Annotated in this window: 19 protein-coding genes; 13 read left to right on the top strand and 6 right to left on the bottom strand. The window is 57.2% G+C overall.

Annotated elements, in window-relative coordinates:
- Nucleotides 1-21: 21 nt before the first annotated feature.
- The 6 genes from dapE to map are packed head-to-tail and all read right to left on the bottom strand — an operon-like array spanning nucleotide 22 to nucleotide 7,163.
- Nucleotides 22-1,158 carry a succinyl-diaminopimelate desuccinylase gene (gene dapE, locus FCS96_RS11470; protein WP_138440524.1) on the bottom strand — a complete coding sequence of 379 codons (1,137 nt, stop codon included), beginning with the start codon at nucleotides 1,156-1,158 and terminating at the stop codon, nucleotides 22-24.
- Nucleotides 1,145-2,173: a 2,3,4,5-tetrahydropyridine-2,6-dicarboxylate N-succinyltransferase gene (dapD, locus tag FCS96_RS11465; protein ID WP_138440523.1), complete on the bottom strand. Its 1,029-nt coding sequence runs from the start codon at nucleotides 2,171-2,173 to the stop codon at nucleotides 1,145-1,147. Before dapD ends, dapE begins: the two co-directional genes overlap by 14 nt.
- A 30-nt stretch (nucleotides 2,174-2,203) precedes the next feature.
- Complete coding sequence (locus FCS96_RS11460) at nucleotides 2,204-2,551, bottom strand: ArsC family reductase (RefSeq protein WP_138440522.1); 348 nt, start codon at nucleotides 2,549-2,551, stop codon at nucleotides 2,204-2,206.
- Nucleotides 2,548-3,750, bottom strand: coding sequence for a succinyldiaminopimelate transaminase (gene dapC / locus FCS96_RS11455; protein WP_138440521.1), 1,203 nt, complete (start codon nucleotides 3,748-3,750; stop codon nucleotides 2,548-2,550). Before dapC ends, FCS96_RS11460 begins: the two co-directional genes overlap by 4 nt.
- Nucleotides 3,747-6,392, bottom strand: coding sequence for a [protein-PII] uridylyltransferase (locus FCS96_RS11450; protein ID WP_138440520.1), 2,646 nt, complete (start codon nucleotides 6,390-6,392; stop codon nucleotides 3,747-3,749). The genes dapC and FCS96_RS11450 overlap by 4 nt, the downstream gene beginning before the upstream one ends.
- Entirely contained in the window at nucleotides 6,393-7,163 is a 771-nt protein-coding gene (map, locus tag FCS96_RS11445) for a type I methionyl aminopeptidase (RefSeq protein WP_138440519.1), read from the bottom strand. It lies immediately after the preceding gene.
- Between the two features lie 253 nt (nucleotides 7,164-7,416).
- Between map and rpsB the strand changes: the two genes are divergently transcribed.
- From rpsB to lpxA, 13 genes are all read left to right on the top strand, one after another.
- Nucleotides 7,417-8,169: a 30S ribosomal protein S2 gene (rpsB, locus tag FCS96_RS11440; protein ID WP_138440518.1), complete on the top strand. Its 753-nt coding sequence runs from the start codon at nucleotides 7,417-7,419 to the stop codon at nucleotides 8,167-8,169.
- An 89-nt stretch (nucleotides 8,170-8,258) separates the two neighbouring features.
- Nucleotides 8,259-9,128 carry a translation elongation factor Ts gene (gene tsf / locus FCS96_RS11435; RefSeq protein ID WP_138440517.1) on the top strand — a complete coding sequence of 290 codons (870 nt, stop codon included), beginning with the start codon at nucleotides 8,259-8,261 and terminating at the stop codon, nucleotides 9,126-9,128.
- Between the two features lie 183 nt (nucleotides 9,129-9,311).
- The gene (gene pyrH, locus FCS96_RS11430; protein ID WP_138440516.1) at nucleotides 9,312-10,040 is read left to right on the top strand and encodes a UMP kinase; all 729 of its coding nucleotides are present in this window, start codon (nucleotides 9,312-9,314) and stop codon (nucleotides 10,038-10,040) included.
- Between the two features lie 70 nt (nucleotides 10,041-10,110).
- Nucleotides 10,111-10,668: a ribosome recycling factor gene (gene frr / locus FCS96_RS11425; RefSeq protein ID WP_138440515.1), complete on the top strand. Its 558-nt coding sequence runs from the start codon at nucleotides 10,111-10,113 to the stop codon at nucleotides 10,666-10,668.
- A 70-nt stretch (nucleotides 10,669-10,738) separates the two neighbouring features.
- Nucleotides 10,739-11,509 carry a polyprenyl diphosphate synthase gene (uppS, locus tag FCS96_RS11420; RefSeq protein WP_138440514.1) on the top strand — a complete coding sequence of 257 codons (771 nt, stop codon included), beginning with the start codon at nucleotides 10,739-10,741 and terminating at the stop codon, nucleotides 11,507-11,509.
- A 22-nt stretch (nucleotides 11,510-11,531) separates the two neighbouring features.
- The gene (locus FCS96_RS11415) at nucleotides 11,532-12,371 is read left to right on the top strand and encodes a phosphatidate cytidylyltransferase (protein WP_138440513.1); all 840 of its coding nucleotides are present in this window, start codon (nucleotides 11,532-11,534) and stop codon (nucleotides 12,369-12,371) included.
- Nucleotides 12,372-12,373: 2 nt separating this feature from the next.
- Nucleotides 12,374-13,558: a 1-deoxy-D-xylulose-5-phosphate reductoisomerase gene (gene ispC, locus FCS96_RS11410; protein WP_138440512.1), complete on the top strand. Its 1,185-nt coding sequence runs from the start codon at nucleotides 12,374-12,376 to the stop codon at nucleotides 13,556-13,558.
- Nucleotides 13,559-13,606: 48 nt separating this feature from the next.
- Nucleotides 13,607-14,956, top strand: coding sequence for an RIP metalloprotease RseP (gene rseP / locus FCS96_RS11405; protein ID WP_138440511.1), 1,350 nt, complete (start codon nucleotides 13,607-13,609; stop codon nucleotides 14,954-14,956).
- 44 nt (nucleotides 14,957-15,000) lie between these two features.
- On the top strand, nucleotides 15,001-17,319 hold the full coding sequence (gene bamA / locus FCS96_RS11400) for an outer membrane protein assembly factor BamA (protein WP_138440510.1): 2,319 nt from the start codon (nucleotides 15,001-15,003) through the stop codon (nucleotides 17,317-17,319).
- 46 nt (nucleotides 17,320-17,365) lie between these two features.
- A complete protein-coding gene (locus tag FCS96_RS11395) occupies nucleotides 17,366-17,863 on the top strand; it encodes an OmpH family outer membrane protein (RefSeq protein WP_138440509.1) in 498 nt (165 codons plus the stop codon).
- A 42-nt stretch (nucleotides 17,864-17,905) separates the two neighbouring features.
- On the top strand, nucleotides 17,906-18,931 hold the full coding sequence (gene lpxD, locus FCS96_RS11390) for a UDP-3-O-(3-hydroxymyristoyl)glucosamine N-acyltransferase (RefSeq protein ID WP_138440508.1): 1,026 nt from the start codon (nucleotides 17,906-17,908) through the stop codon (nucleotides 18,929-18,931).
- An 11-nt stretch (nucleotides 18,932-18,942) separates the two neighbouring features.
- The gene (fabZ, locus tag FCS96_RS11385; RefSeq protein WP_138440507.1) at nucleotides 18,943-19,380 is read left to right on the top strand and encodes a 3-hydroxyacyl-ACP dehydratase FabZ; all 438 of its coding nucleotides are present in this window, start codon (nucleotides 18,943-18,945) and stop codon (nucleotides 19,378-19,380) included.
- Nucleotides 19,380-20,171 (top strand): acyl-ACP--UDP-N-acetylglucosamine O-acyltransferase, encoded by a 792-nt coding sequence (gene lpxA / locus FCS96_RS11380; RefSeq protein ID WP_138440506.1) that lies wholly within the window; start codon nucleotides 19,380-19,382, stop codon nucleotides 20,169-20,171. The genes fabZ and lpxA overlap by 1 nt, the downstream gene beginning before the upstream one ends.
- Nucleotides 20,172-20,176 lie beyond the last annotated feature (5 nt).

Raw genomic sequence — 20,176 nt, 5'->3', positions numbered from 1 at the left:
GCTGGGCGGGGTTTGACGGCGTCAGGCCAGAAGCTCAACCAGAATTTGCTCGTAAATGCTGGAAAGCGTATCCAGATCCTCGGCTTTCACGCACTCGTCCACCTTGTGGATAGTGGCATTGATAGGGCCGAGCTCCACCACTTGAGCACCGGTAGGAGCGATAAAGCGCCCATCGGACGTTCCACCCGAGGTCGACAGCTCCGTTTCCCGGCCGGTGACCGTCCGAATGGCGTTCTGGCTGGCTGAAACCAGCGCACCACGATCAGTCAGGAATGGCCGGCCACTCAGATGCCAGTCCAGATCATATTTCAGGCCGTGACGGTCCAGGATCGCGACCACGCGCTCTTCAAGACTTTCGGCGGTGTTCTCGGTGCAGTAACGGAAGTTGAAATGCACCAGGCATTCGCCGGGAATAATGTTGCTTCCGGTTCCGGATTCAATCTTGGTGATCTGGAAGGTCGTGGGCGGGAAGAAATCGTTGCCGTTGTCCCAGAATTCCTGTGCCAGGGCGTCCAAGGCTGGCGCTGCTGTGTGTACGGGGTTTTCTGCCAAGTGCGGGTAGGCGACATGGCCCTGAACACCTCGAATCGTCAGGTAGCCGTGCAAAGAGCCTCGGCGACCGTTCTTGATTACGTCTCCGACTTCCGTCGTGCTGGAGGGCTCGCCGATCAGGCACCAGTCGATCTTCTCGTTCCGGGCTTCCAGGGTTTCGACCACCTTTACCGTGCCGTCCTGGGCCGGACCTTCCTCATCGCTGGTGATCAGTAGTGCGATCGATCCCCGATGATTCGGGTGCGCCTCAACGAATCGCTCACAAGCCGTGACAAACGCTGCCAGGCTGCCTTTCATGTCGGCCGCTCCGCGTCCCAGCAGGAAACCGTCCTTGATGACCGGCTCAAACGGCGGGTGTGCCCAGTTTTTTTCCGGGCCGGTTGGTACCACGTCGGTGTGACCGGCAAAGGCCAGTACCGGGCCGTCTGAACCCTTGCGGGCCCAGAGGTTGTCGGTGTCGCGAAAGCGCAGGTTCTCGCCGTCAAAACCGAGCGGACCCAGGCGCGACATCATCAGCGCCTGACAGCCCGCGTCATCCGGAGTGACGGATTGCCGGCGGATCAGATCGATGGCCAGCTCAAGGGTTTTCGACTCAGTTGTTTGCATGCAGTTCTTCGTTCAGCTCGATGGCGGACTTGTTGGTTTTGCATTCCACGGCGCCAGTTTGGCTGTTACGACGGAACAGCAGGTCCGGCTGGTTGGCCAGGTCGCGGGCCTTGATTACTTCCACCAGCTTGTTGTTGTCATCCAGCAGGGCAACTTTGGTACCGGCGGTGATGTACAGACCGGCCTCAACCTTGCAACGGTCGCCCAGGGGGATACCGATGCCGGCATTGGCGCCGATCAGGCAGTTTTCGCCCACCGCGATGATGATGTTGCCGCCGCCGGACAGGGTGCCCATGGTGGAGCAGCCGCCGCCCAGATCCGAGCCCTTGCCGATCATGACGCCCGCAGAAATGCGGCCTTCGATCATGCTGGTGCCTTCGGTGCCGGCATTGAAGTTGATAAAGCCTTCGTGCATGACAGTGGTGCCTTCGCCGACGTAAGCGCCGAGACGGACTCGGGCGGTATCTGCAATACGCACGCCGGATGGCACAACGTAATCAGTCATCTGCGGGAACTTATCGACGGATTTAATCTCTAGCGTGTGGCCTTCAACTCGCGCCTGCAGCTGACGGTCTGGCAGTTCGCCGAGATCGATAGCGCCTTCGCTGGTCCAGGCGAGGTTCGGAAGCAATCCGAAAATGCCATCGAGTTTCAAGGCGTGAGGCTTGGTCATGCGATGGGAGATCAGGTGTAGCTTGAGGTATACCTCAGGCGTGCTCGAGGCCGTGTCGTCGGTTTCCAGAATGGTAACTACAACAGGGCGCTTGCTGGTTTCGGCTGCTTCCGCAAGCCGTGCCTGTTCGGCCTGGCCAATCTGACGCAGGGCGTGGGCAAGCTGGCTGAGCTGCTCGGCGGAGGCGCTAATCGCCTGATTTCCGCCCTTGTAGTCCAGGGCATTCTGAACCACTTCCATCAGGGCGTTATCGGGGGTCATAACCGGCTGCTGGTAATAGACTTCCAGCCAATGTCCCTGCCTGTTCTGGGTGCCGATGCCGATACCGAATGCGAAACTCATCAGGTGGTTGCTCCTCTATGATCGTCAGACTTAAGCGTTTGAAAACTGTTGGGCCCAATCGTCGGCCTTGAAGCCAACGGAAATTGAACCTTCATGCTCGACCACCGGTCGTTTGATGATGGACGGATTTTCCAGCATGAGGCTGTGGGCAGATGAACCGTCTATGGTATCACGAACCTCATCCGGAAGTTTGCGCCAGGTGGTGCCGCGGCGGTTAAGCAGGGTTTCCCAGCCAACGGCCTGTTCGAGTCGTTGGAGCAGGGCGTCATCCAGTCCGTCTTTTTTGAAGTCGTGAAAGCTGTGCTCAATGCCTTGTTCGTCGAGCCATTTGCGGGCTTTCTTGACGGTGTCGCAGTTCTTGATGCCGTAAATCTTCATGGAGTGTTCGCCTTCACAAAATCAACAATGCGCCGTGCTGCTTCCACGCACTCTTCCAAGGGCGCCACCAGAGCCATTCGAACCCGATGTTCCCCGGGGTTGTGGCCTTCGACGGTGCGAGACAGGTAGCGGCCGGGCAGAACATGCACGTTCTGCTGGGCTGACAATTCTCGGGCGAAGGTTTCGTCGTCCATGGGTGTGACCGGCCACAGGTAGAATCCGGCATCGGGAAACTCGACGTCCATGACCTCACGAAGAATGGGCACTACGGCCTCAAACTTGGCGCGATAGGCGGTCCGATTCTCAACGACGTGGGCTTCGTCCTGCCAGGCGGCAATGCTGGCCAGCTGGTTGTGGATGGGCATGGCGCAGCCGTGGTAAGTGCGGTATTTCAGGTAGCCCTTGAGCACCGAGGCGTCGCCGGCCACGAAGCCGGATCGCAGGCCGGGCAGGTTACTGCGTTTGGACAGGCTGTGAAACACGATGCAGCGGGCAAAGTCGTTGCGGCCGATGGCGGCGCAGGTCTGCAACAGGCCTTCGGGAGGCTGGTTCTCATCGGGGTAAAGTTCAGAGTAGCACTCGTCTGAGGCGACGATGAAGTCGTGCCTGTCGGCCAGCTTGATGACTTGTATCAGGGTTTCCCGGGGCATTACAGCACCACTGGGATTGCCGGGGGAGCACAGGAAGAGGATCTGGCAGTCTTGCCAGACCGAATCCGGCACCGCGCCAAAATCAGGAATGAAGCCGTTCGATCCATCACAAGGCAGGTAGATGGGAGTGGCTCCTGCCAGGAACGCAGCGCCTTCGTAGACCTGGTAGAACGGGTTCGGGCTGACTACCGTGGCGGAATCGCTGCCCGCGACAACGGATTGGACCAGGGAGAAAATGCCTTCCCGGGTTCCGTTGACCGGCACTATATTGTCAGCCGGACTCAGTGAGCCGGCTTCAAGCTGGAAGCGCCGGGTCGCCCAGTCAGCGATGGCAGTGCGCAATTCGTCGGTGCCCTTGGTAGTCGGGTAGTTCGCGAGCTTGTCGAGGTTGTCCGCGATCACCTGTTTTACGAACTCAGGCGATGGGTGTTTAGGCTCTCCGATACCCAGGGAAATTGGCCGCAGGTGTTCCGGTGTGGAGATACCTGCTTTTAGCTTGGCCAGTTTTTCGAAGGGGTAGGGATGAAGTCGGTCCAGGTTTGGATTCATTGAATATCGTCCAGCATTTTACAGAGGTCTTGCTGCAATTCATGGCATGTCGCCGGATCGCGCAGGGGTTCGCCCTGTTCGTCGGTCACAAAGAAGACGTCTTCCACTCGTTCGCCGAGGGTTGCGATCTTGGCATTGGTCAGGCGCACCCGATGGTCCAGAAGTACCTGCCCGATTCGCGCCAGTAGACCCGGTCGGTCGGGCGTGATCACTTCCATGACGGTGCGCTGATTGACGGTGTCGTTTGAGAAAGTCACTTCGGTTGGGAACGCGAAGTGCTTCAACTGCCGCGGTGTGCGGCGATGAATGATGTCGGGGTAATCGTCGGGATCGTCCAGCTCTTCAATCAGGCGTTGACGCACCCGGTCTTTACGCGCTGGATCAGTGCCCAGAGGCTGGCCTTTTTCATCCAGCACGACATAGGAGCTGATTGAATAGGGGCCTTCGCTTGAGCTGATCCGAGCGTCCACGATGTTGAGGTTCAGTTGCTCCAGCACCGCAGTGGTGGCGGCAAACAGCGCCACCCGGTCTTTCATGTAGATGATGATCTGGGAGTAGCCGTCGGTGGGGCCGCCGCGGGTATCGCGAATCAGCACCAGGGGATCCGGATTGTCGCCGTGACGGATAATGGCGGCTGTTTGCCAGGCAATATCCACGGTCGAATCCTGCAGGAAATAGTCCTCATCGACCGTGTCCCAGATGTGATCAATCTGTTCGTCGGTCATATTCTGGGCGTGCAGGATTTCCCGGGCTTCCGACTGCGTGGCGCTGACCCACTCGTGGCGCTTGATCGGTGTTTCTGTGCCCCGGCGCAAGGCGCGCTTGGCTTCGATGTACAGCTGGCGCAGCAGCGATGCACGCCAGGTGTTCCACAGTTTCGGGTTGGTGGCGCTAATGTCACAGACAGTCAGCACGTACAGGTAGTCCAGGTGCGCCTGACTCGGTACCGCCTGGGCAAAGTTGTGAATGATGTCGGGATCAGAAATATCCTTGCGCTGCGCAGTCATCGACATCAGCAGGTGGTTTTCTACCAGCCAGGACACCAGCTTGGTATCGCGTTCGCTCAGGTGGTGCCGCTGGCAAAAGGCTTCCGCATCGATCGCCCCCAGTTCCGAATGATCGCCACCGCGGCCCTTGGCGACATCATGATAGATGCCGGCAATGTACAGGGTTTCCAGTTTTGGCAACCGATGGATCAGCCGTGACGCCAGGGGGTATTCGGTGCGGGCCTCGGCGCTGTTCAGTCTGACCATGTTGCGGATCACCCTCATGGTGTGGGCATCCACGGTGTAGATGTGGAACAGGTCGTGCTGCATTTGCCCGATGATCTGGCCAAATTCCGGCAGATACCGGCCCAGCACGTTGTACTTCTTCATGGCCGACAGAGTCTGGTCCAGGGCGTGCGGTGTCCGCAGCAGTTCCATGAACAGGGTGGTGACGGCCAGGTCCGACCGGAAGGCATCGTCGACCAGATGCCGGTGCGCCCGCAGGGATCGAATGGTCGTGGCTCTGATTCCCTTGATCTCCGGGTGCTGCGCCATCAGCACGAAAATTTCCATGATGGCGTAGGGAGCGTAGGCGAACACCTGGTTGTTAACCGCTTCTATATAACGGTTTCGAATCTGGAAACGTTTGTTCAGCGGCTGGATGTCGTCCGTAGTGCCTGTGCCCAGGATCGCTTCATCGTAATATTGAAGGATGACGTCGGTGAGCTCCGCCAGTGCCAACACCGTTCGGTAATAGGATTGCATCATCAGTTCAACGCCGAGACGCTTGCCCTCATCGTGGTAACCAAGCATTTGCGCCAGTGCGCGCTGATGGTCAAACAGCAGCCGGTTCTCGGGCCGGTCAGCCAGCAGTTGCAGACCGTAGCGAAGCTGCCAAAGAAAGGTTTCGCCCTGGAACAGAATCTGGTGCTCTTCTTCCGTCAGAATGCTGAACCGGGTCAGGTCGGCGATGTTCTGGAGGCCGAAGTGCCGCTTGGTGATCCAGCCAATGGTCTGGATATCCCTTAACGCGCCGGGCGAGCCTTTAACATTGGGTTCCAGATTGTATTCGGTGTCACCGTATTTGTTGTGGCGGTCTCGCTGTTCCTGCCGCTTGGCAATGAAATAGTCGCGATCGGTGCTGACGCCGTCGTCATAGACCTGGGTGCTCAGTTCGTTCCGTAGTTCGTCCGGGCCTGCGATGGTGCGGGTTTCCAGCAGGTTGGTGAGGATGGTGACGTCTTCCCGGGCAGCGGCTTTGCTTTCCTCTATGCTGCGAACGCTGTGGCCAATATCGAGCTTCAGATCCCACAGCAGGGTAATAAAAGAGCTTAGATCGTCCTGCCAACAGTCCTCAATGCCCGAGCGGGTCAGGATCAACAGGTCGATGTCTGATTGCGGGTGCAGTTCGCCGCGGCCATAGCCGCCGACCGCAACCAGAGCGATGTCTGGCGAGCTGGAGAAGGGGTAGCGATTCCAGATCAGCCTGAGCACCGTATCCACGGTGTTAGCCCGGGAATGGACAAGGGCGCGTACATCCGCGCCCTGGCGGAATGCTTCCGCGTCGGCATTATACCGCTCTCGCAAGAGCTCACGGGCTGCAGACACCGGGGAGGTGTCGTTACTGATGCGCGACTCCAGTTCGCTCAGGTCCACTTAAAAGGACTCTTCGGCTCGTTTGGTCAGAACCTCGTGACCATCTGCAGTGACCAGAATGGTGTGTTCCCACTGTGCGGATAGTTTGTGGTCCTTGGTGACCACGGTCCAACCATCGGGCAGCAGTTTGGTCTGGTATTTGCCTTGGTTGATCATCGGCTCAATAGTGAAGGTCATACCTTCCTGTAGCTCCATGCCTGTGCCGGGCTTGCCGTAATGCATCACCTGCGGCTCCTCATGGAACACTTTGCCGATGCCATGGCCGCAGTAATCACGAACCACTGAATAACGGTGCTTTTCAGCGTGCTGCTGAATAACGTGGCCAATGTCGCCCAGGCGCGTGCCCGGCTTAACCAGTTCGATACCTTTATAGAGGCACTCTTGGGTAATGCTGATCAGTCGCTCGGTGCCGGGCTTGGGCTTGCCCACTGTCCACATCTTACTGGTGTCGCCGTGGTACTCATCCTTTATGACCGTGACATCAATGTTCAGAATGTCCCCATCTTTCAGGATCTTCTTCTCCGACGGGATGCCGTGGCAGATCACGTGGTTGACCGAGGTGCAGACCGATTTCGGAAACCCTTTATAGTTAAGTGGAGCCGGGATCGCTTTCTGCTCATTCACAATGTAGTCGTGGCAGATGCGATCAATCTCTTCGGTGCTGATGCCGGGCTTGATGTGTTGACCAATCATTTCGAGCACTTCGGCAGCCAAGCGGCCGGCAACGCGCATTTTTTCGATTTCTTCCGGGGTCTTGATCGATACTTGCATCGGGCTTCCCATTGATTTGTATCAAACCGGCATTTTAAGGGCGCGAGAGGCTGGGTACAAGGAAGGGGGGTGGTAAAAATAATGGCGTTGTCCGCTCGAAATATGGTATAAACGCGCCCGCTGGAAACAAATCCGGCAAATTCACACACGTGTCGGCACGTTGTCCCAGGGTGCCTCCCTTCAGTTAGATGAAGGCGGGTTGGGGCAATCGGACGCGTGGAGGTCTAACCCGAAGCTAAATAAGGTAACTATCATGGCTCAGGTAAATATGCGTGACCTGCTGAAAGCAGGTGCTCACTTCGGTCACCAGACTCGCTACTGGAACCCGAAAATGTCGAAGTTCATCTTCGGCGCCCGTAACAAGATTCATATCATCAACCTTGAGCAGACTGTTCCTGCCATGAATGAAGCGCTGAACTTCATTCAGCAGCTGGCAGAGAACAAGAACAAGATCCTGTTCGTTGGCACCAAGCGTGCTGCGGCCAAGATCGTCAAGGAAGAAGCAGAACGCGCCAACCAGCCGTTTGTTAACCATCGCTGGCTCGGCGGCATGCTGACCAACTACAAGACGATCCGTCAGTCGATCCGTCGCTACCGTGATCTGGAAGCCCAGAGAAAGGACGGCACTTTCGACAAGCTGACCAAGAAAGAAGCTCTTGAGCGCACCCGCGAGATGGATAAGCTTGAGCGTTCTATCGGTGGTATCAAGGATATGGGCGGCCTGCCGGACGCACTGTTCGTTATCGACGTGGACCACGAGCGTATCGCTATCAAGGAAGCCAACAAGTTGGGCATTCCTGTTATCGGTGTTGTTGATACCAACAGCGATCCGGACGGCGTTGATTACGTGATCCCGGGCAACGACGACGCGATTCGTGCGATCCAGATCTACGTGAAAGCCGTTGCTGACACCTGCATGGAAGCCTCGCAGTCTGCAGGTTCAGGCGCTGACGAGTTTGTAGAAGTCAGCGAAGACGCGGAAGGCGCCGCCCCGGCCGCCGAATAAGCGTTAGCTTCACGTTGAGATGTAAAGTACGCCCGGACTTGATCCGGGCGTACTTCCCACCGAATTCGTAACAGTTGAGAGGATTGAACATGGCTGCAATTACCGCTGCAATGGTCAAAGAGCTGCGTGAGCGTACTGGCCTTGGCATGATGGAGTGCAAGAAAGCACTGGTAGAAGCTGAAGGCAGTGTCGACGCTGCAATCGAAGAGCTGCGCAAGTCTTCTGGCCTGAAGGCCGCCAAGAAAGCCGGTCGTACTGCCGCTGAAGGCGTATCCCTGATCAAGATTTCAGACGACAACACCGTCGCCTACATTCTGGAAGTAAACTCAGAGACCGACTTTGTTGCTCGTGACGACAACTTCCTGAACTTCGCCAACGACGTTCTGGCTGTCGCTTTCGAAAAGGGCGAAACCGACGTTGCCAAGCTGATGGAAGGCGATCTGGAGGCCAAGCGCGAAGCGCTGGTTCAGAAGATCGGCGAGAATATCTCTGTGCGTCGTCTGGTTAAGGTTGAAGGCCCGGTTGTTGGTGGTTATGTTCACAGCACCAACAAGATCGCCTGTGTCGTAGCACTGACTGCCGGCGATTCAGAAACTGCTCGTGACATCGCAATGCATGCTGCCGCTGTTAACCCGCGTGTTGGCAAGCCGGAAGAGATGCCTGCGGAAGAGCTCGAGAAAGAGAAAGAAGTCATTAAGGCCCAGCCCGACATGGAAGGTAAGCCTGCCGAAATCGTCGAGAAGATGATGGGCGGCCGTATCAAGAAGTTCCTCAAGGAAAACAGCCTTGTTGAGCAGCCTTTCGTTAAGAACCCGGACCAGACCGTCGGTGAATTGATCAAGTCCGCCGGTGGCGAGCTGGTCGAGTTCGTTCGTCTGGAAGTGGGCGAAGGCATCGAGAAAGAAGAAGTGGATTTCGCTGCTGAAGTTGCTGCGGCAGCTGGCACCAGCAAGGCCTGATCCTTCTTTCGGCACTGGTTTAACACCACAGTGCCATCTGAGTCTGCCACGTTAGTCAGGTCTACCTGGCTTTCGTGGCGGGCTTGTATCTGAGATACCCCTTTTTTTTGAGGAGTATGTCAGATACAAGCCTGCGACGCGTATTACGCCGGACCGCAGCCAACAGACGAAAAGGGGATCCTCATGCCGACATCATCCAAAACCCAGCCCAGATACAAGCGTGTTCTGCTCAAGCTCAGTGGCGAGGCCCTGATGGGAGAGCACGATTTCGGTATTGATCCCAAAGTCCTTGATCGCATGGCCCTTGAAATTGGTGCACTGATTGGTATCGGTGTGCAGGTTGGCCTGGTTATTGGTGGCGGCAACCTTTTCCGGGGTGCAGCGTTGAACGCGGCCGGCATGGATCGAGTTACCGGTGATCACATGGGTATGCTGGCCACTGTGATGAATGGCCTGGCCATGCGTGATGCCCTGGAGCGGTCCAACATTCGGACCCGGGTAATGTCGGCGATACCCATGAGCGGCATTGTCGAGCATTACGATCGCCGTCGTGCAGTGCGGGATCTGAAGGACGGTGATGTAGTCATCTTCTGTGCTGGTACAGGTAATCCCTTTTTCACTACGGATTCGGCGGCCTGCCTGCGGGGCATTGAAATCGAGGCGGACGCAGTGCTCAAAGCGACCAAGGTCGATGGCGTATACTCCGCAGACCCGCACTTGGACAGCAGTGCTGAAAAGTACGATCACCTGACCTACGACGAAGTGCTGGACAAAAAACTGGGTGTTATGGATCTGACTGCCATCTGTCTGGCCAGGGATCACGGCATTCCGCTGCGAGTGTTTGATATGAACCGGGCGGGCGCCCTGACGCGCATCGTAACTGGTGAGAAAGAAGGTACACTGATCGAATAGCCGGGCCTTGAAGCTATTGGCCGGAAGCCACGGCAACATATGATTTGACGAATGAATCGAGGATGCTGAAGTGATTAACGACATCAAAGCAGAAGCCGAGAAGAAAATGCAGAATAGCCTGGAGTCGCTCCATTCGGCTTTCAAGAAAATTCGTACCGGTCGGGCGAACCCTGCCATTCTGGACAGCGTCATGGTCAGCTACTATGGCCAGCCGACGCCGCTAAAGCAAGTTGCCAGTGTAAACACTGAAGATAACCGTACGCTCACCGTAACGCCGTGGGAAAAGAACCTGGTGCCGACCATCGAAAAGGCCATCATGACCTCTGACCTGGGCCTTAACCCGGCCACCAGCGGCGACGTTATCCGGGTGCCTATGCCGATGCTGACCGAAGAGACCCGTAAGGAAATGGTCAAGCAGGCGAAGGCCGATGCCGAGCATGGCCGGGTTTCCATCCGCAATGCCCGTCGTGATGCCAACAGCACCATCAAGGAATTGCTGAAGGAAAAGGAAATCACAGAGGATGACGAGCGCAAGGGCGAGGATGAGATCCAGAAGCTCACCGACCGCTACATCGCCGAAGTAGAAAAGGCTCTGAAATCCAAGGAAGAGGATTTGATGGCGGTTTGATCGCCTGGATTTTCTTGCACGCGAACGATGATCCGGGGGCTACTTCTCCTCCGGTCGAGCAGAGGGTTTCATGACGGGAACGGTATCCGCAGAGATTCCGATGTCGGCAGAGAGCCGGCCGCGGCACGTGGCTATTATCATGGACGGTAACAACCGGTGGGCCAAGCAGCACCGGTTGACGGGTGTCGCCGGACACAAGGCCGGTGTGGATGCCGTCAAGGCCGTGGTGGAAACCTGCGGGCGCGAAGGGGTAGAAGTGCTCACCCTGTTCGCGTTTTCCAGTGAAAATTGGCGGCGTCCGAAAGACGAAGTGTCCGCGCTGATGAAGCTGTTCCTGTTTGCGCTTGAGCGTGAGGTTCGGAAACTGCACCGCAACAACATCCGGTTGCGGATCATTGGTGATCGATCAGCCTTCAGTGCCGCGTTGCAGAAGCACATGCGCGAGGCGGAAGAGCTGACCCGTCACAACACCCGGATGACCCTGGTCATTGCCGCCAATTATGGCGGGCATTGGGACATCGCCGAGGCCAGCCGAAAGGTTGCTGCCAAAGTGCGTGCAGGAGAGCTTGAGCCTTCCGATATCACCGATGACCTGATTCAGCAGCACCTGAGTATCGGTGACCTTCCCATGCCGGACCTGATGATCCGCACCGCAGGCGAGCAGCGAATCAGCAATTTCATGCTTTGGCACCTCGCCTACACCGAATTGTACTTTTCCCCTGTGTTCTGGCCTGACTTCAAGGCCGACGAGATGCGCAAGGCGCTGCAGGCTTACGCTGGTCGTCAGCGCCGTTTCGGCCAGACGGATGACCAGATAGCCGCCAAAGCCTCACAACAATAACGAAACCATAGCGACGTTCACCGTGTTAAAAACCCGAATCATTACCGCATTGATCCTGGCCCCCATCGCTATTGGTGGCATCTTTTTTTTGCCGCCTCTTGGTTTTGCCCTGTTTACTGGCGCCATCATCACGCTTGGGGCCTGGGAATGGGCCAATCTGTCCGGGATTGAGGGGCAGGGCGGCCGAGTCGCCTACGCCGCTGTCATTGCCGGAATTCTTTATGGGCTGCTGAACGTACCGGCCGTCGCTGTACTTTGGCTGGCTCTGGCCTGGTGGTTTGTCAGTTTCCTGTTGGTCCGCAGTTATCCCGCCGGGTCGGCCGGTTGGGGTAGTGTGCCGGCCCGCGCGATCATGGGCTTGCTGGTGTTGCTGCCGGCCTGGGTGGGGTTGAATCACCTTCGCACCGGCGTGCTGGACTTCGGTACTGTAAGCAACAGCCTGTGGGCCATCCTCTACGTATTCTGCGTGGTCTGGGTTGCCGATATTGGTGCCTACTTTGCGGGTCGGGCTTTTGGCAAGGCCAAGCTGGCGCCTCGGGTCAGCCCGGGCAAATCCTGGGCCGGTGTCTGGGGCGGACTGGTTGCCGTTGGTGTTTTCGCTCTGCTGGTCAGTCTGATTGTATCCGCCAGTGTTCCTGAAACGGCATTCCTGATCCTCGCGAGTTTGGCGACCGGGTTGGTGTCGGTGTTGGGTGATTTGCTGGAAAGCATGCTCAAACGGTTTCGCGGAGTTAAAGACAGCAGTCAGCTGTTGCCCGGTCATGGTGGTATCATGGACCGCATCGACAGCCTGACCGTAGCCATTCCTGTGTTTGCATTGATCATCACCCAACTTGGCTGGCTCACCGCCGGACAGTGGTAACCATGGAAACGCGCCGCCTTACGATACTCGGAGCGACCGGTTCCATTGGTTTGAGCACGCTGGACGTGATTCGGCGCCATCCCGATCGTTTTTCCGTTTATGCGCTCACGGCCGGCACGCGGGCACGTGAGCTGGCGGTGCTGTGTCGTGAGTTTCAGCCGGAGGTGGCGGTGATGGCCGACCCGGGCGCAGCGACACTGCTGGCTGAGTTGCTGTCTGATCTGCCCGATATCCGTGTGCTCGGCGGTACTGAGGGGCTGTGTGAGGTGGCGTCGGCCCCGGCCGCGGATACAGTCATGGCGTCTATCGTTGGCGCAGCGGGCTTGCCGCCAACCCTATCGGCCGTGCGTGCTGGCAAGCGGGTGTTGTTGGCGAACAAAGAAGCACTGGTGATGTCCGGCAAGCTCTTCATGGACGCGGTTGCCGATTCGGGCGCCGAGCTGCTGCCCATTGATTCTGAGCACAATGCGATATTCCAGTGCCTGCCCTCGGACCGGATCCGCGATCCCAGAGGCGCGGGTGTGGCCCGGATCCTGTTGACCGCCTCGGGCGGGCCATTCCGGGAATACAGCGCCGAGGCATTGCGATCGGTCTCTCCGGCCGAGGCTTGTGCTCACCCCAATTGGTCCATGGGGCAGAAGATTTCAGTGGATTCCGCCACTCTTATGAATAAAGGGTTGGAGCTGATTGAAGCCTGCTGGCTGTTTAACACCACGCCGGAACGGGTGGAGGTGCACGTCCACCCTGAGAGCATCATTCACTCCATGGTTGAGTATGTGGATGGATCAGTGTTGGCCCAGTTGGGTAGCCCGGACATGCGCACTCCCATTGCCAATGGTCTGGCCTGGCCCGAGCGCATCGACGCCGGGGTTGCACCGCTGGATCTGTTTTCCATAGGCCGATTCCATTTTGAGCGGCCAGATCTGGTACGCTTTCCGTGCCTGAGGCTGGCAGCCGAGGCGTTTGTTCAGGGCGGCACAGCGCCAGCGGTGCTGAATGCCGCCAATGAGGAGGCTGTTTCAGCCTTTCTGGCTGGTAACCTGTGTTTTGCCGATATCCCCGTTATCATAGAGCGGACGCTGGCGGCCACAACCGTGACGCCGGCAGACAGTTTTGAGGCGATTTTCGCTAAGGATTTCGAAGCGAGAGAGCACGCCCGGGAACAGATTGGAATGTTAACTGTCTGAAATTTCGAACATTGTGCTTGTGCGTTGTAGCCACTAACCGGGAATGCTATGCAAATAATCGAAACCATTTTGGCGCTCGCGCTCACCCTGGGCATTCTCGTCACATTGCACGAGTACGGCCATTTCTGGGTTGCCCGCCGCTGTGGCGTCAAAGTGCTCCGGTTCTCGGTGGGTTTTGGTAAGCCGTTATTTTCCTGGTATGACCGTCATGGCACGGAGTTCGCGGTTGCGGCGATTCCCTTGGGTGGCTACGTCAAAATGCTGGATGAGCGGGAAGGCCCGGTTCCGGCAGAACTCAAAGACCAGGCATTCACGTCCAAATCACCGTCCCAGCGCATTGCCATTGCCGCCGCCGGTCCCGTGGCCAATTTCCTGTTCGCTTTGGCCGCCTATTGGTTGCTGGGTGTTGTCGGGGTCACCTCGGTCGCTCCCATCGTGGGCGACGTCGCCCCGGATACAGTTGCGGAACGCATGGGCCTGCGCCAAGGCATGGAGCTGCATGCCGTCGATGGTCATCGGGTGTCGTCCTGGCGCGATGTGAACATGCGCCTGCTGGAACGCGCAGGTGAGCGTGGCGACATTGCCATGGAGGTTACCGATAACGGCGCGCGAGGCACCATTGCAGGTGAGCTGGGTGGGTGGCGCCTGAGTGAGCAATCTCCAAACCCTCTGTCTGAATTCGGGATTACGCCCTGGCGTCCTGAAATTCCCCCGCTGCTTGGGCAGATCTCGGATGGCGGCCGTGCCCAGCAGGCAGGCTTGCAAGCCGGTGACCAAGTGTTGGCCGTAGATGGTCAGCCGGTGGCAAACTGGTTTGATCTGGTCGAATTTATCCAGCAGGCGCCGGAACAAACACTGACCCTGACCATTCGTCGTGACGGCACCGAACGCATGGTTCAGGTCACACCGAAAGCAAAAGCCGTTGAGGGCAGTGAGGCTATTGGGTTTGTGGGAGCCGGCGTTCAGCCCGTGTCCTGGCCCGAGGAGGCTTTGCGGGAAGTCAGCTATGGCCCGCTGGCAGCCATTCCCCATGCCGTCAGCGAGACCTGGGCAGACACACGTCTGACCCTCGTCGCCATCAAGAAGATGGTCACCGGGCTGCTGTCGCCGACCAATCTTAGTGGGCCGATCACGATTGCCCGGGTTGCTGAAGCCAGCGTGAGCTCCGGGTTTGAAGATTTCGTGCGGTTTCTGGCTTATCTCAGCATCAGTCTCGGCGTTCTTAATTTGTTGCCAGTACCCATTCTCGATGGTGGGCATATTGTTTATTACACCATCGAAGCCATCCGGGGCAGGCCGCTCTCTGACCAGGCCCAGGCACTCGGGTTGCGGATTGGTATGGCATTGATTCTTACATTAATGGTGTTTGCTCTTTACAACGACCTGATGCGGTTGTGAGAATTGCGAGCTCTTTACGCGCATTAACCAGGCGAAATATTTGAATGAGACGTTCTCTTCTAGGTGTAGCCATTGGCCTCGCTGTAGCCGCGACTGGCATAAATACAGCCACGGCAGACGAATTTACGGTTGCGGATATTGAGGTTGAGGGCCTGCAAAGGGTATCTGCCGGTACGGTATTTTCATCCTTCCCAGTCAACATTGGTGAGCAGGTCGATCCGTCCGAGCTGGCTGATGCCATCAAGTCCCTGTTCCGGACCGGTCTCTTTACCGATATTGAAGCCAGCCGCGATGCCGGCGTTCTGATCCTTACCGTTCGGGAGCGTCCCTCCATCAGCTCCATTGAGATTGAGGGCAACAAGAACATTGAGACCGAAATGCTAATGGACGCGCTATCGGGCGCCGGATTGCAGGAAGGTCAGGTGTTCCGTCGGGCTACACTGGAGCGCCTGGAGCTGGAAATTCTCCGCTCTTATATCGCCCAGGGCCGCTATAACGCCCGCGTCAAGGCGACTGCAGAAGACCAGCCCCGAAACCGGGTGGCTATTCGCCTGGAGATCAACGAAGGTACCGTGGCTGCCATCCACCACATCAACATCGTGGGCAACGAGGAGTTCAAGGACGAGGAGTTGCTCGGGCTGTTCGAACTCCAGACCAGCACCTGGTGGAACTCGCTTACCAACTCCGATAAATATGCCCGCGAACGGTTGAGTGGTGACCTTGAGTCATTGAGGTCGTTTTATCTGGATCGGGGCTACCTGGATTTCAACGTGGAATCGAGCCAGGTTTCCATCTCTCCGGACAAGCAGCAGGTGTTCATTGCCATCGCGCTGAACGAAGGGCCTCAGTACACCATCTCGGAAATAAACCTGCGCGGCGACCTGATCGTCGGCGAAGAGGAATTGCGTAAATTGATTCCCGTTGAAGAGGGCGATGTCTTCTCTCGTGCCCGCATGACCGCGATCTCCGAGGCACTCGCTTTCCGGTTGGGTCGTGAAGGTTATGCCTTCGCCAACGTCAATGCCGTGCCTGAACCGGGTGAAGACAATACGGCGGCGGTTACCTTCTTCGTCGAGCCGGGCAAGCGTGCTTACGTTCGCCGGGTGAAGTTTGAGGGCAACGTCTCTACCCGGGACGATGTCCTGCGCCAAGAGATGACGCAGATGGAAGGGGGGATTGCCTCCTCCGACCGAATTGAATACTCCAAGACCAAGCTCGAACGTTTGGGCTTTTTCAAGGCGGTTGAAGTTGAAACTGTTCCAGTGCCCGGCACGGATGATCTGGTCGATGTGAACTACAGTGTCGAAGAGCAGCCGACCGGCAGCTTGTCCGCGTCCATTGGTTTCTCGCAGGATTCGGGGGTTATCCTCGGCGCCAACGTCTCTGAGAACAACTTTTTTGGTACCGGTAAGCGAGTGTCGTTCGGTGTTAACGTTAGCGACTCAGTGAAAAGCGCCAATGTGTCCTACCTCGACCCGTATTACACGGTGGACGGTGTAAGTCGTGGCTTCAGTTTGTTCGCCCGCGAGACCGACTACGAAGATGAGGACATCTCCTCGTACCTGCTGGATGAATACGGTGGTCGGGTTACTTTCGGTTATCCCACGGATAGCATCACCCGCCTGAATTTTGGTCTGGGCTACACTCGCTCCAACATCAAGGCCGGCTCCTTTACGTCCCAGGAAGTGAACGATTTCATTGCGGAGGAGGGTGACTCTTTCGATAACTACTTCCTGTTCGGTAGCTGGCGCCGAAGCACCCTGAACCGCGGTGTTCTGCCAACCGATGGTTACAGCCATTCGGTGTCACTGGATGTGGCCGTTCCGGGCAGTGACCTGACGTTCTACAAGGTGAGCCACAAGACCGATTTCTACCAGCCGATCACCGATTCCGGTAGTTGGATTTTTCGTGCCCGCAGCGACATCGGCTACGGCGACGGCTACGGGGATCGTACCCAAATGCCGTTCTACGAGCATTTCTACGCGGGCGGTTATGGCTCGGTCCGGGGTTACGAGGCCAACTCCCTGGGGCCGCTGGCCACCAACAGCCCCAACGATCTGTCCGATCCAGATCCTTTCGGTGGTAATCTGCTGACTGAGGGCAGTCTTGAGCTGATATTCCCGACCCCATTTGCCGGTGACACCCGCTCAATGCGGACCGCGTTCTTCCTGGATGCGGGGCAGGTGTTTGATACTGACCGTGATTTCGAGCCCAAGCTTGAAGATGTTCGGCTGTCTGCCGGTGTCGGATTCCAGTGGATTACCGCCGTCGGCCCGCTGGCGTTCAGCCTTGCGAAACCATTGAACGATAAAGATGGGGATGAGACCCAGGTCTTCCAGTTCTCACTGGGCCAGACCTTCTGACGAATGACGGACCAAAAAACAACGGATCAAACGTAGGAGAAAACCAATGTTCCGAATTTTCATGATGATTGCAGCGGCGCTGATGGTGCTATCGTTCCCGGCCATGGCCGAGACCCGCATTGGTGTCGTTGATCTGCGTCAGGCACTATTCTCGTCCAACGATGCCAAGAGCTTCAGTGAAACACTGCAGAAGGACTTTGCCGCAGACGAGGCTAAAGTACGTGAAGTGCAGGACGAAGCTCGTGAGCTCAAAGAGCGTCTGGAAAAAGACGGCGCGATGATGAACGAAAGCGAGCGCAGCAAGCTGACGGCTGAATTCCAGGAAAAGGTTAAGGAATTCAATTTCCTGAAGCAGCGCTTGGACAGTGCTGTTGCGCAGCGTAAACAAGCGTTCCTGGAGCAGGCACGTCCGGAAGTCGATCTCGCTGTGGAAGAGCTGCTTGAGGAAAACGATCTCGACATTATCCTGCCCAGCGAAGCGGTGGTTTATGTGAAGCCGGAGATGAACCTGACACCACAGTTGCTTGAGAAGCTGAACCGTTAAGTTCCAAGCGGGTGTCCCCGGTAGGTTTTTAGGGAGCGAGTAATGACAAAGAAGTCCTTCCGGCTCGGTGAAATCGCCACGGCGCTGGGCGCCGAACTCAGGGGTGACTCAGACCTTGAGGTGACCGGACTCGCCACGCTGCAGGCAGCGACACCGGGTCAAATCAGCTTTCTGGCGAACCCGTCCTATGCCAAGTACCTGGCCAATACCCAGGCTTCGGCTGTGATCATGTCGCCGGCAACCGCCGGCGACTCTGAAACCAATGTGCTGTTACTCGACAATCCCTATCTGGGCTACGCTCGTCTGAGTCACTGGTTTGACCCCGAGCCCGTTGCCAAGCCAGGCATTCACCCGACGGCAGTGGTGGACCCGGACGCCCGCGTGGCGGAAACCGCTTCGGTTGGCCCCAATGCAGTTATTGAGGCCGGCGTTGTAGTTGGCGAACAGGTTGTGATTGGCGCGGGCTCCGTGATTGGTGCCCGAGCCCAGATCGGTGCCAGCACCGTGATCCGGCCGCGCGTGACCCTGGCACATGATGTGGTTCTTGGGCAGCGTTGTCACATTCTCAGCGGTGCGGTGATCGGGTCTGACGGGTTTGGATTTGCCAATGAGAAAGGTGTCTGGCAGCGGATCGCCCAGCTTGGCCGGGTGGTGTTGGGCAATGACGTGGAAGTGGGTGCGAACACCACCATCGACCGCGGCGCCCTCGATGACACCGTGATCGGCGACGGAGTAAAGCTGGACAACCTGATCCAGATCGCTCACAACGTGCAAATTGGTGATCACAGTGCCATGGCCGCCATGGTCGGTATCGCAGGCAGTACCCGCATCGGGCGCCACTGCGTGTTTGGCGGTGCCTCCGGCGTTGCCGGCCATCTGGAAATCGCTGATCAGGTACATTTGACGGGTATGACACTGGTCACCGGTGATATCCGGGAGCCCGGCGTGTATTCTTCCGGCACCAGCGCAGATACCAACCGGCAGTGGCGCAAGAATGCGGTTCGTTTCCGGCAACTGGATGGTCTTGCACGACGGATTAAAGAACTGGAAAAGAAAACAAAGGGCTGAGGCCAAGTAAGATGATGGGAATAGACGAAATTCTGGAATACCTGCCGCATCGTTATCCGTTCCTGCTAGTGGACCGGGTTACCGAAGTGGAGAAAGGGAAATCAATCAAAGGTTATAAGAACGTCTCAATCAACGAGCCATTCTTCCAGGGCCACTTTCCCAACAATCCGATCATGCCGGGCGTGCTGATCATTGAGGCCATGGCACAACTGTCCGGGATTCTCGGATTTGTGACTGTGGGACGGAAACCGGCAGACGGCGTGGTACAATATCTGGCTGGATCCAGCAAGGCACGCTTCAAGCGTCCTGTGTTGCCGGGAGACCAACTCTGCATGGAGTCAGAGCTGATTTCCGGCAAGCGTGGCATCTACAAATTCGAATGTCGGGCATTGGTCGACGGTGACGTCGTATGCGTGGCAGAGATTCTGACCGCTGAGAGAGAAGTTTGATGGCGACAAGTGACTGGTCGGGTATTCATCCTCAAGCGATTGTAGACCCATCAGCCAAACTCGCGGACAACGTTACCGTTGGCCCGTGGAGCTACATTGGGCCGGGCGTTGAGATCGGAGAAGGTACTGAAATACTGTCCCATGTGGTTGTGAAGGGGCCGACAGTGATTGGTCGCAACAACCGGATTTTCCAGTTCTCCAGTATTGGAGAGGAATGCCAGGATAAGAAGTACGCCGGTGAACCGACGACGCTGACAATAGGTGATAATAACGTAATTCGTGAGAACTGCACGATACATCGGGGCACGGTCCAGGATCGTGGTGAAACCCGGATTGGCAGCGGCAATCTCCTGATGGCCTATGTGCACGTGGCCCATGATTGTGTGGTGGGTGACAACGCAATTCTGGCTAATTGCGCGACTCTGGCGGGGCACGTGAACGTAGGTGACTTTGCTATTCTGGGCGGTGGCACCATGGTGCATCAGTTCTGTCATATCGGCCCCCACAGTATGGCGGCCGGCGGCAGTATTGTGCTCAAAGATATTCCTGCCTATGTCATGGCCAGTGGCCAGTCTGCCGAGCCCCATGGCATGAATGTAGAAGGTCTGAAGCGCCGTGGTTTCAGCAAGGATGTCCTACTGACGCTGCGCCGAGCTTACAAGGTGATCTACCGTCAGGGACTCACTACGGAGCAGGCGGTGGAAGAATTGGCCAGCGCCTATTCAGACATTCCTGAGATACGCCCCCTCATTGACTCCCTCCGTGGAGCGCACCGCGGCATCATTCGCTAATCTGG

This window comes from Marinobacter alexandrii, assembly GCF_005871205.1.
Classification (GTDB): domain Bacteria; phylum Pseudomonadota; class Gammaproteobacteria; order Pseudomonadales; family Oleiphilaceae; genus Marinobacter; species Marinobacter alexandrii.
This window is presented reverse-complemented; position numbering and strand designations above follow the sequence as displayed.

What these genes read in the sequence shown, in the direction of transcription:
- map (WP_138440519.1), bottom strand. Translation starts at nt 7,163, where the DNA reads ATGCAAGTATCGATCAAGACCCCGGAAGAAATCGAAAAAATGCGCGTT.
- dapD (WP_138440523.1), bottom strand. Translation starts at nt 2,173, where the DNA reads ATGAGTTTCGCATTCGGTATCGGCATCGGCACCCAGAACAGGCAGGGA.
- bamA (WP_138440510.1), top strand. Translation starts at nt 15,001, where the DNA reads ATGAGACGTTCTCTTCTAGGTGTAGCCATTGGCCTCGCTGTAGCCGCG.
- FCS96_RS11395 (WP_138440509.1), top strand. Translation starts at nt 17,366, where the DNA reads ATGTTCCGAATTTTCATGATGATTGCAGCGGCGCTGATGGTGCTATCG.
- lpxD (WP_138440508.1), top strand. Translation starts at nt 17,906, where the DNA reads ATGACAAAGAAGTCCTTCCGGCTCGGTGAAATCGCCACGGCGCTGGGC.
- ispC (WP_138440512.1), top strand. Translation starts at nt 12,374, where the DNA reads ATGGAAACGCGCCGCCTTACGATACTCGGAGCGACCGGTTCCATTGGT.
- FCS96_RS11460 (WP_138440522.1), bottom strand. Translation starts at nt 2,551, where the DNA reads ATGAAGATTTACGGCATCAAGAACTGCGACACCGTCAAGAAAGCCCGC.
- rseP (WP_138440511.1), top strand. Translation starts at nt 13,607, where the DNA reads ATGCAAATAATCGAAACCATTTTGGCGCTCGCGCTCACCCTGGGCATT.
- dapE (WP_138440524.1), bottom strand. Translation starts at nt 1,158, where the DNA reads ATGCAAACAACTGAGTCGAAAACCCTTGAGCTGGCCATCGATCTGATC.
- rpsB (WP_138440518.1), top strand. Translation starts at nt 7,417, where the DNA reads ATGGCTCAGGTAAATATGCGTGACCTGCTGAAAGCAGGTGCTCACTTC.
- uppS (WP_138440514.1), top strand. Translation starts at nt 10,739, where the DNA reads ATGACGGGAACGGTATCCGCAGAGATTCCGATGTCGGCAGAGAGCCGG.
- dapC (WP_138440521.1), bottom strand. Translation starts at nt 3,750, where the DNA reads ATGAATCCAAACCTGGACCGACTTCATCCCTACCCCTTCGAAAAACTG.
- fabZ (WP_138440507.1), top strand. Translation starts at nt 18,943, where the DNA reads ATGATGGGAATAGACGAAATTCTGGAATACCTGCCGCATCGTTATCCG.
- lpxA (WP_138440506.1), top strand. Translation starts at nt 19,380, where the DNA reads ATGGCGACAAGTGACTGGTCGGGTATTCATCCTCAAGCGATTGTAGAC.
- tsf (WP_138440517.1), top strand. Translation starts at nt 8,259, where the DNA reads ATGGCTGCAATTACCGCTGCAATGGTCAAAGAGCTGCGTGAGCGTACT.
- pyrH (WP_138440516.1), top strand. Translation starts at nt 9,312, where the DNA reads ATGCCGACATCATCCAAAACCCAGCCCAGATACAAGCGTGTTCTGCTC.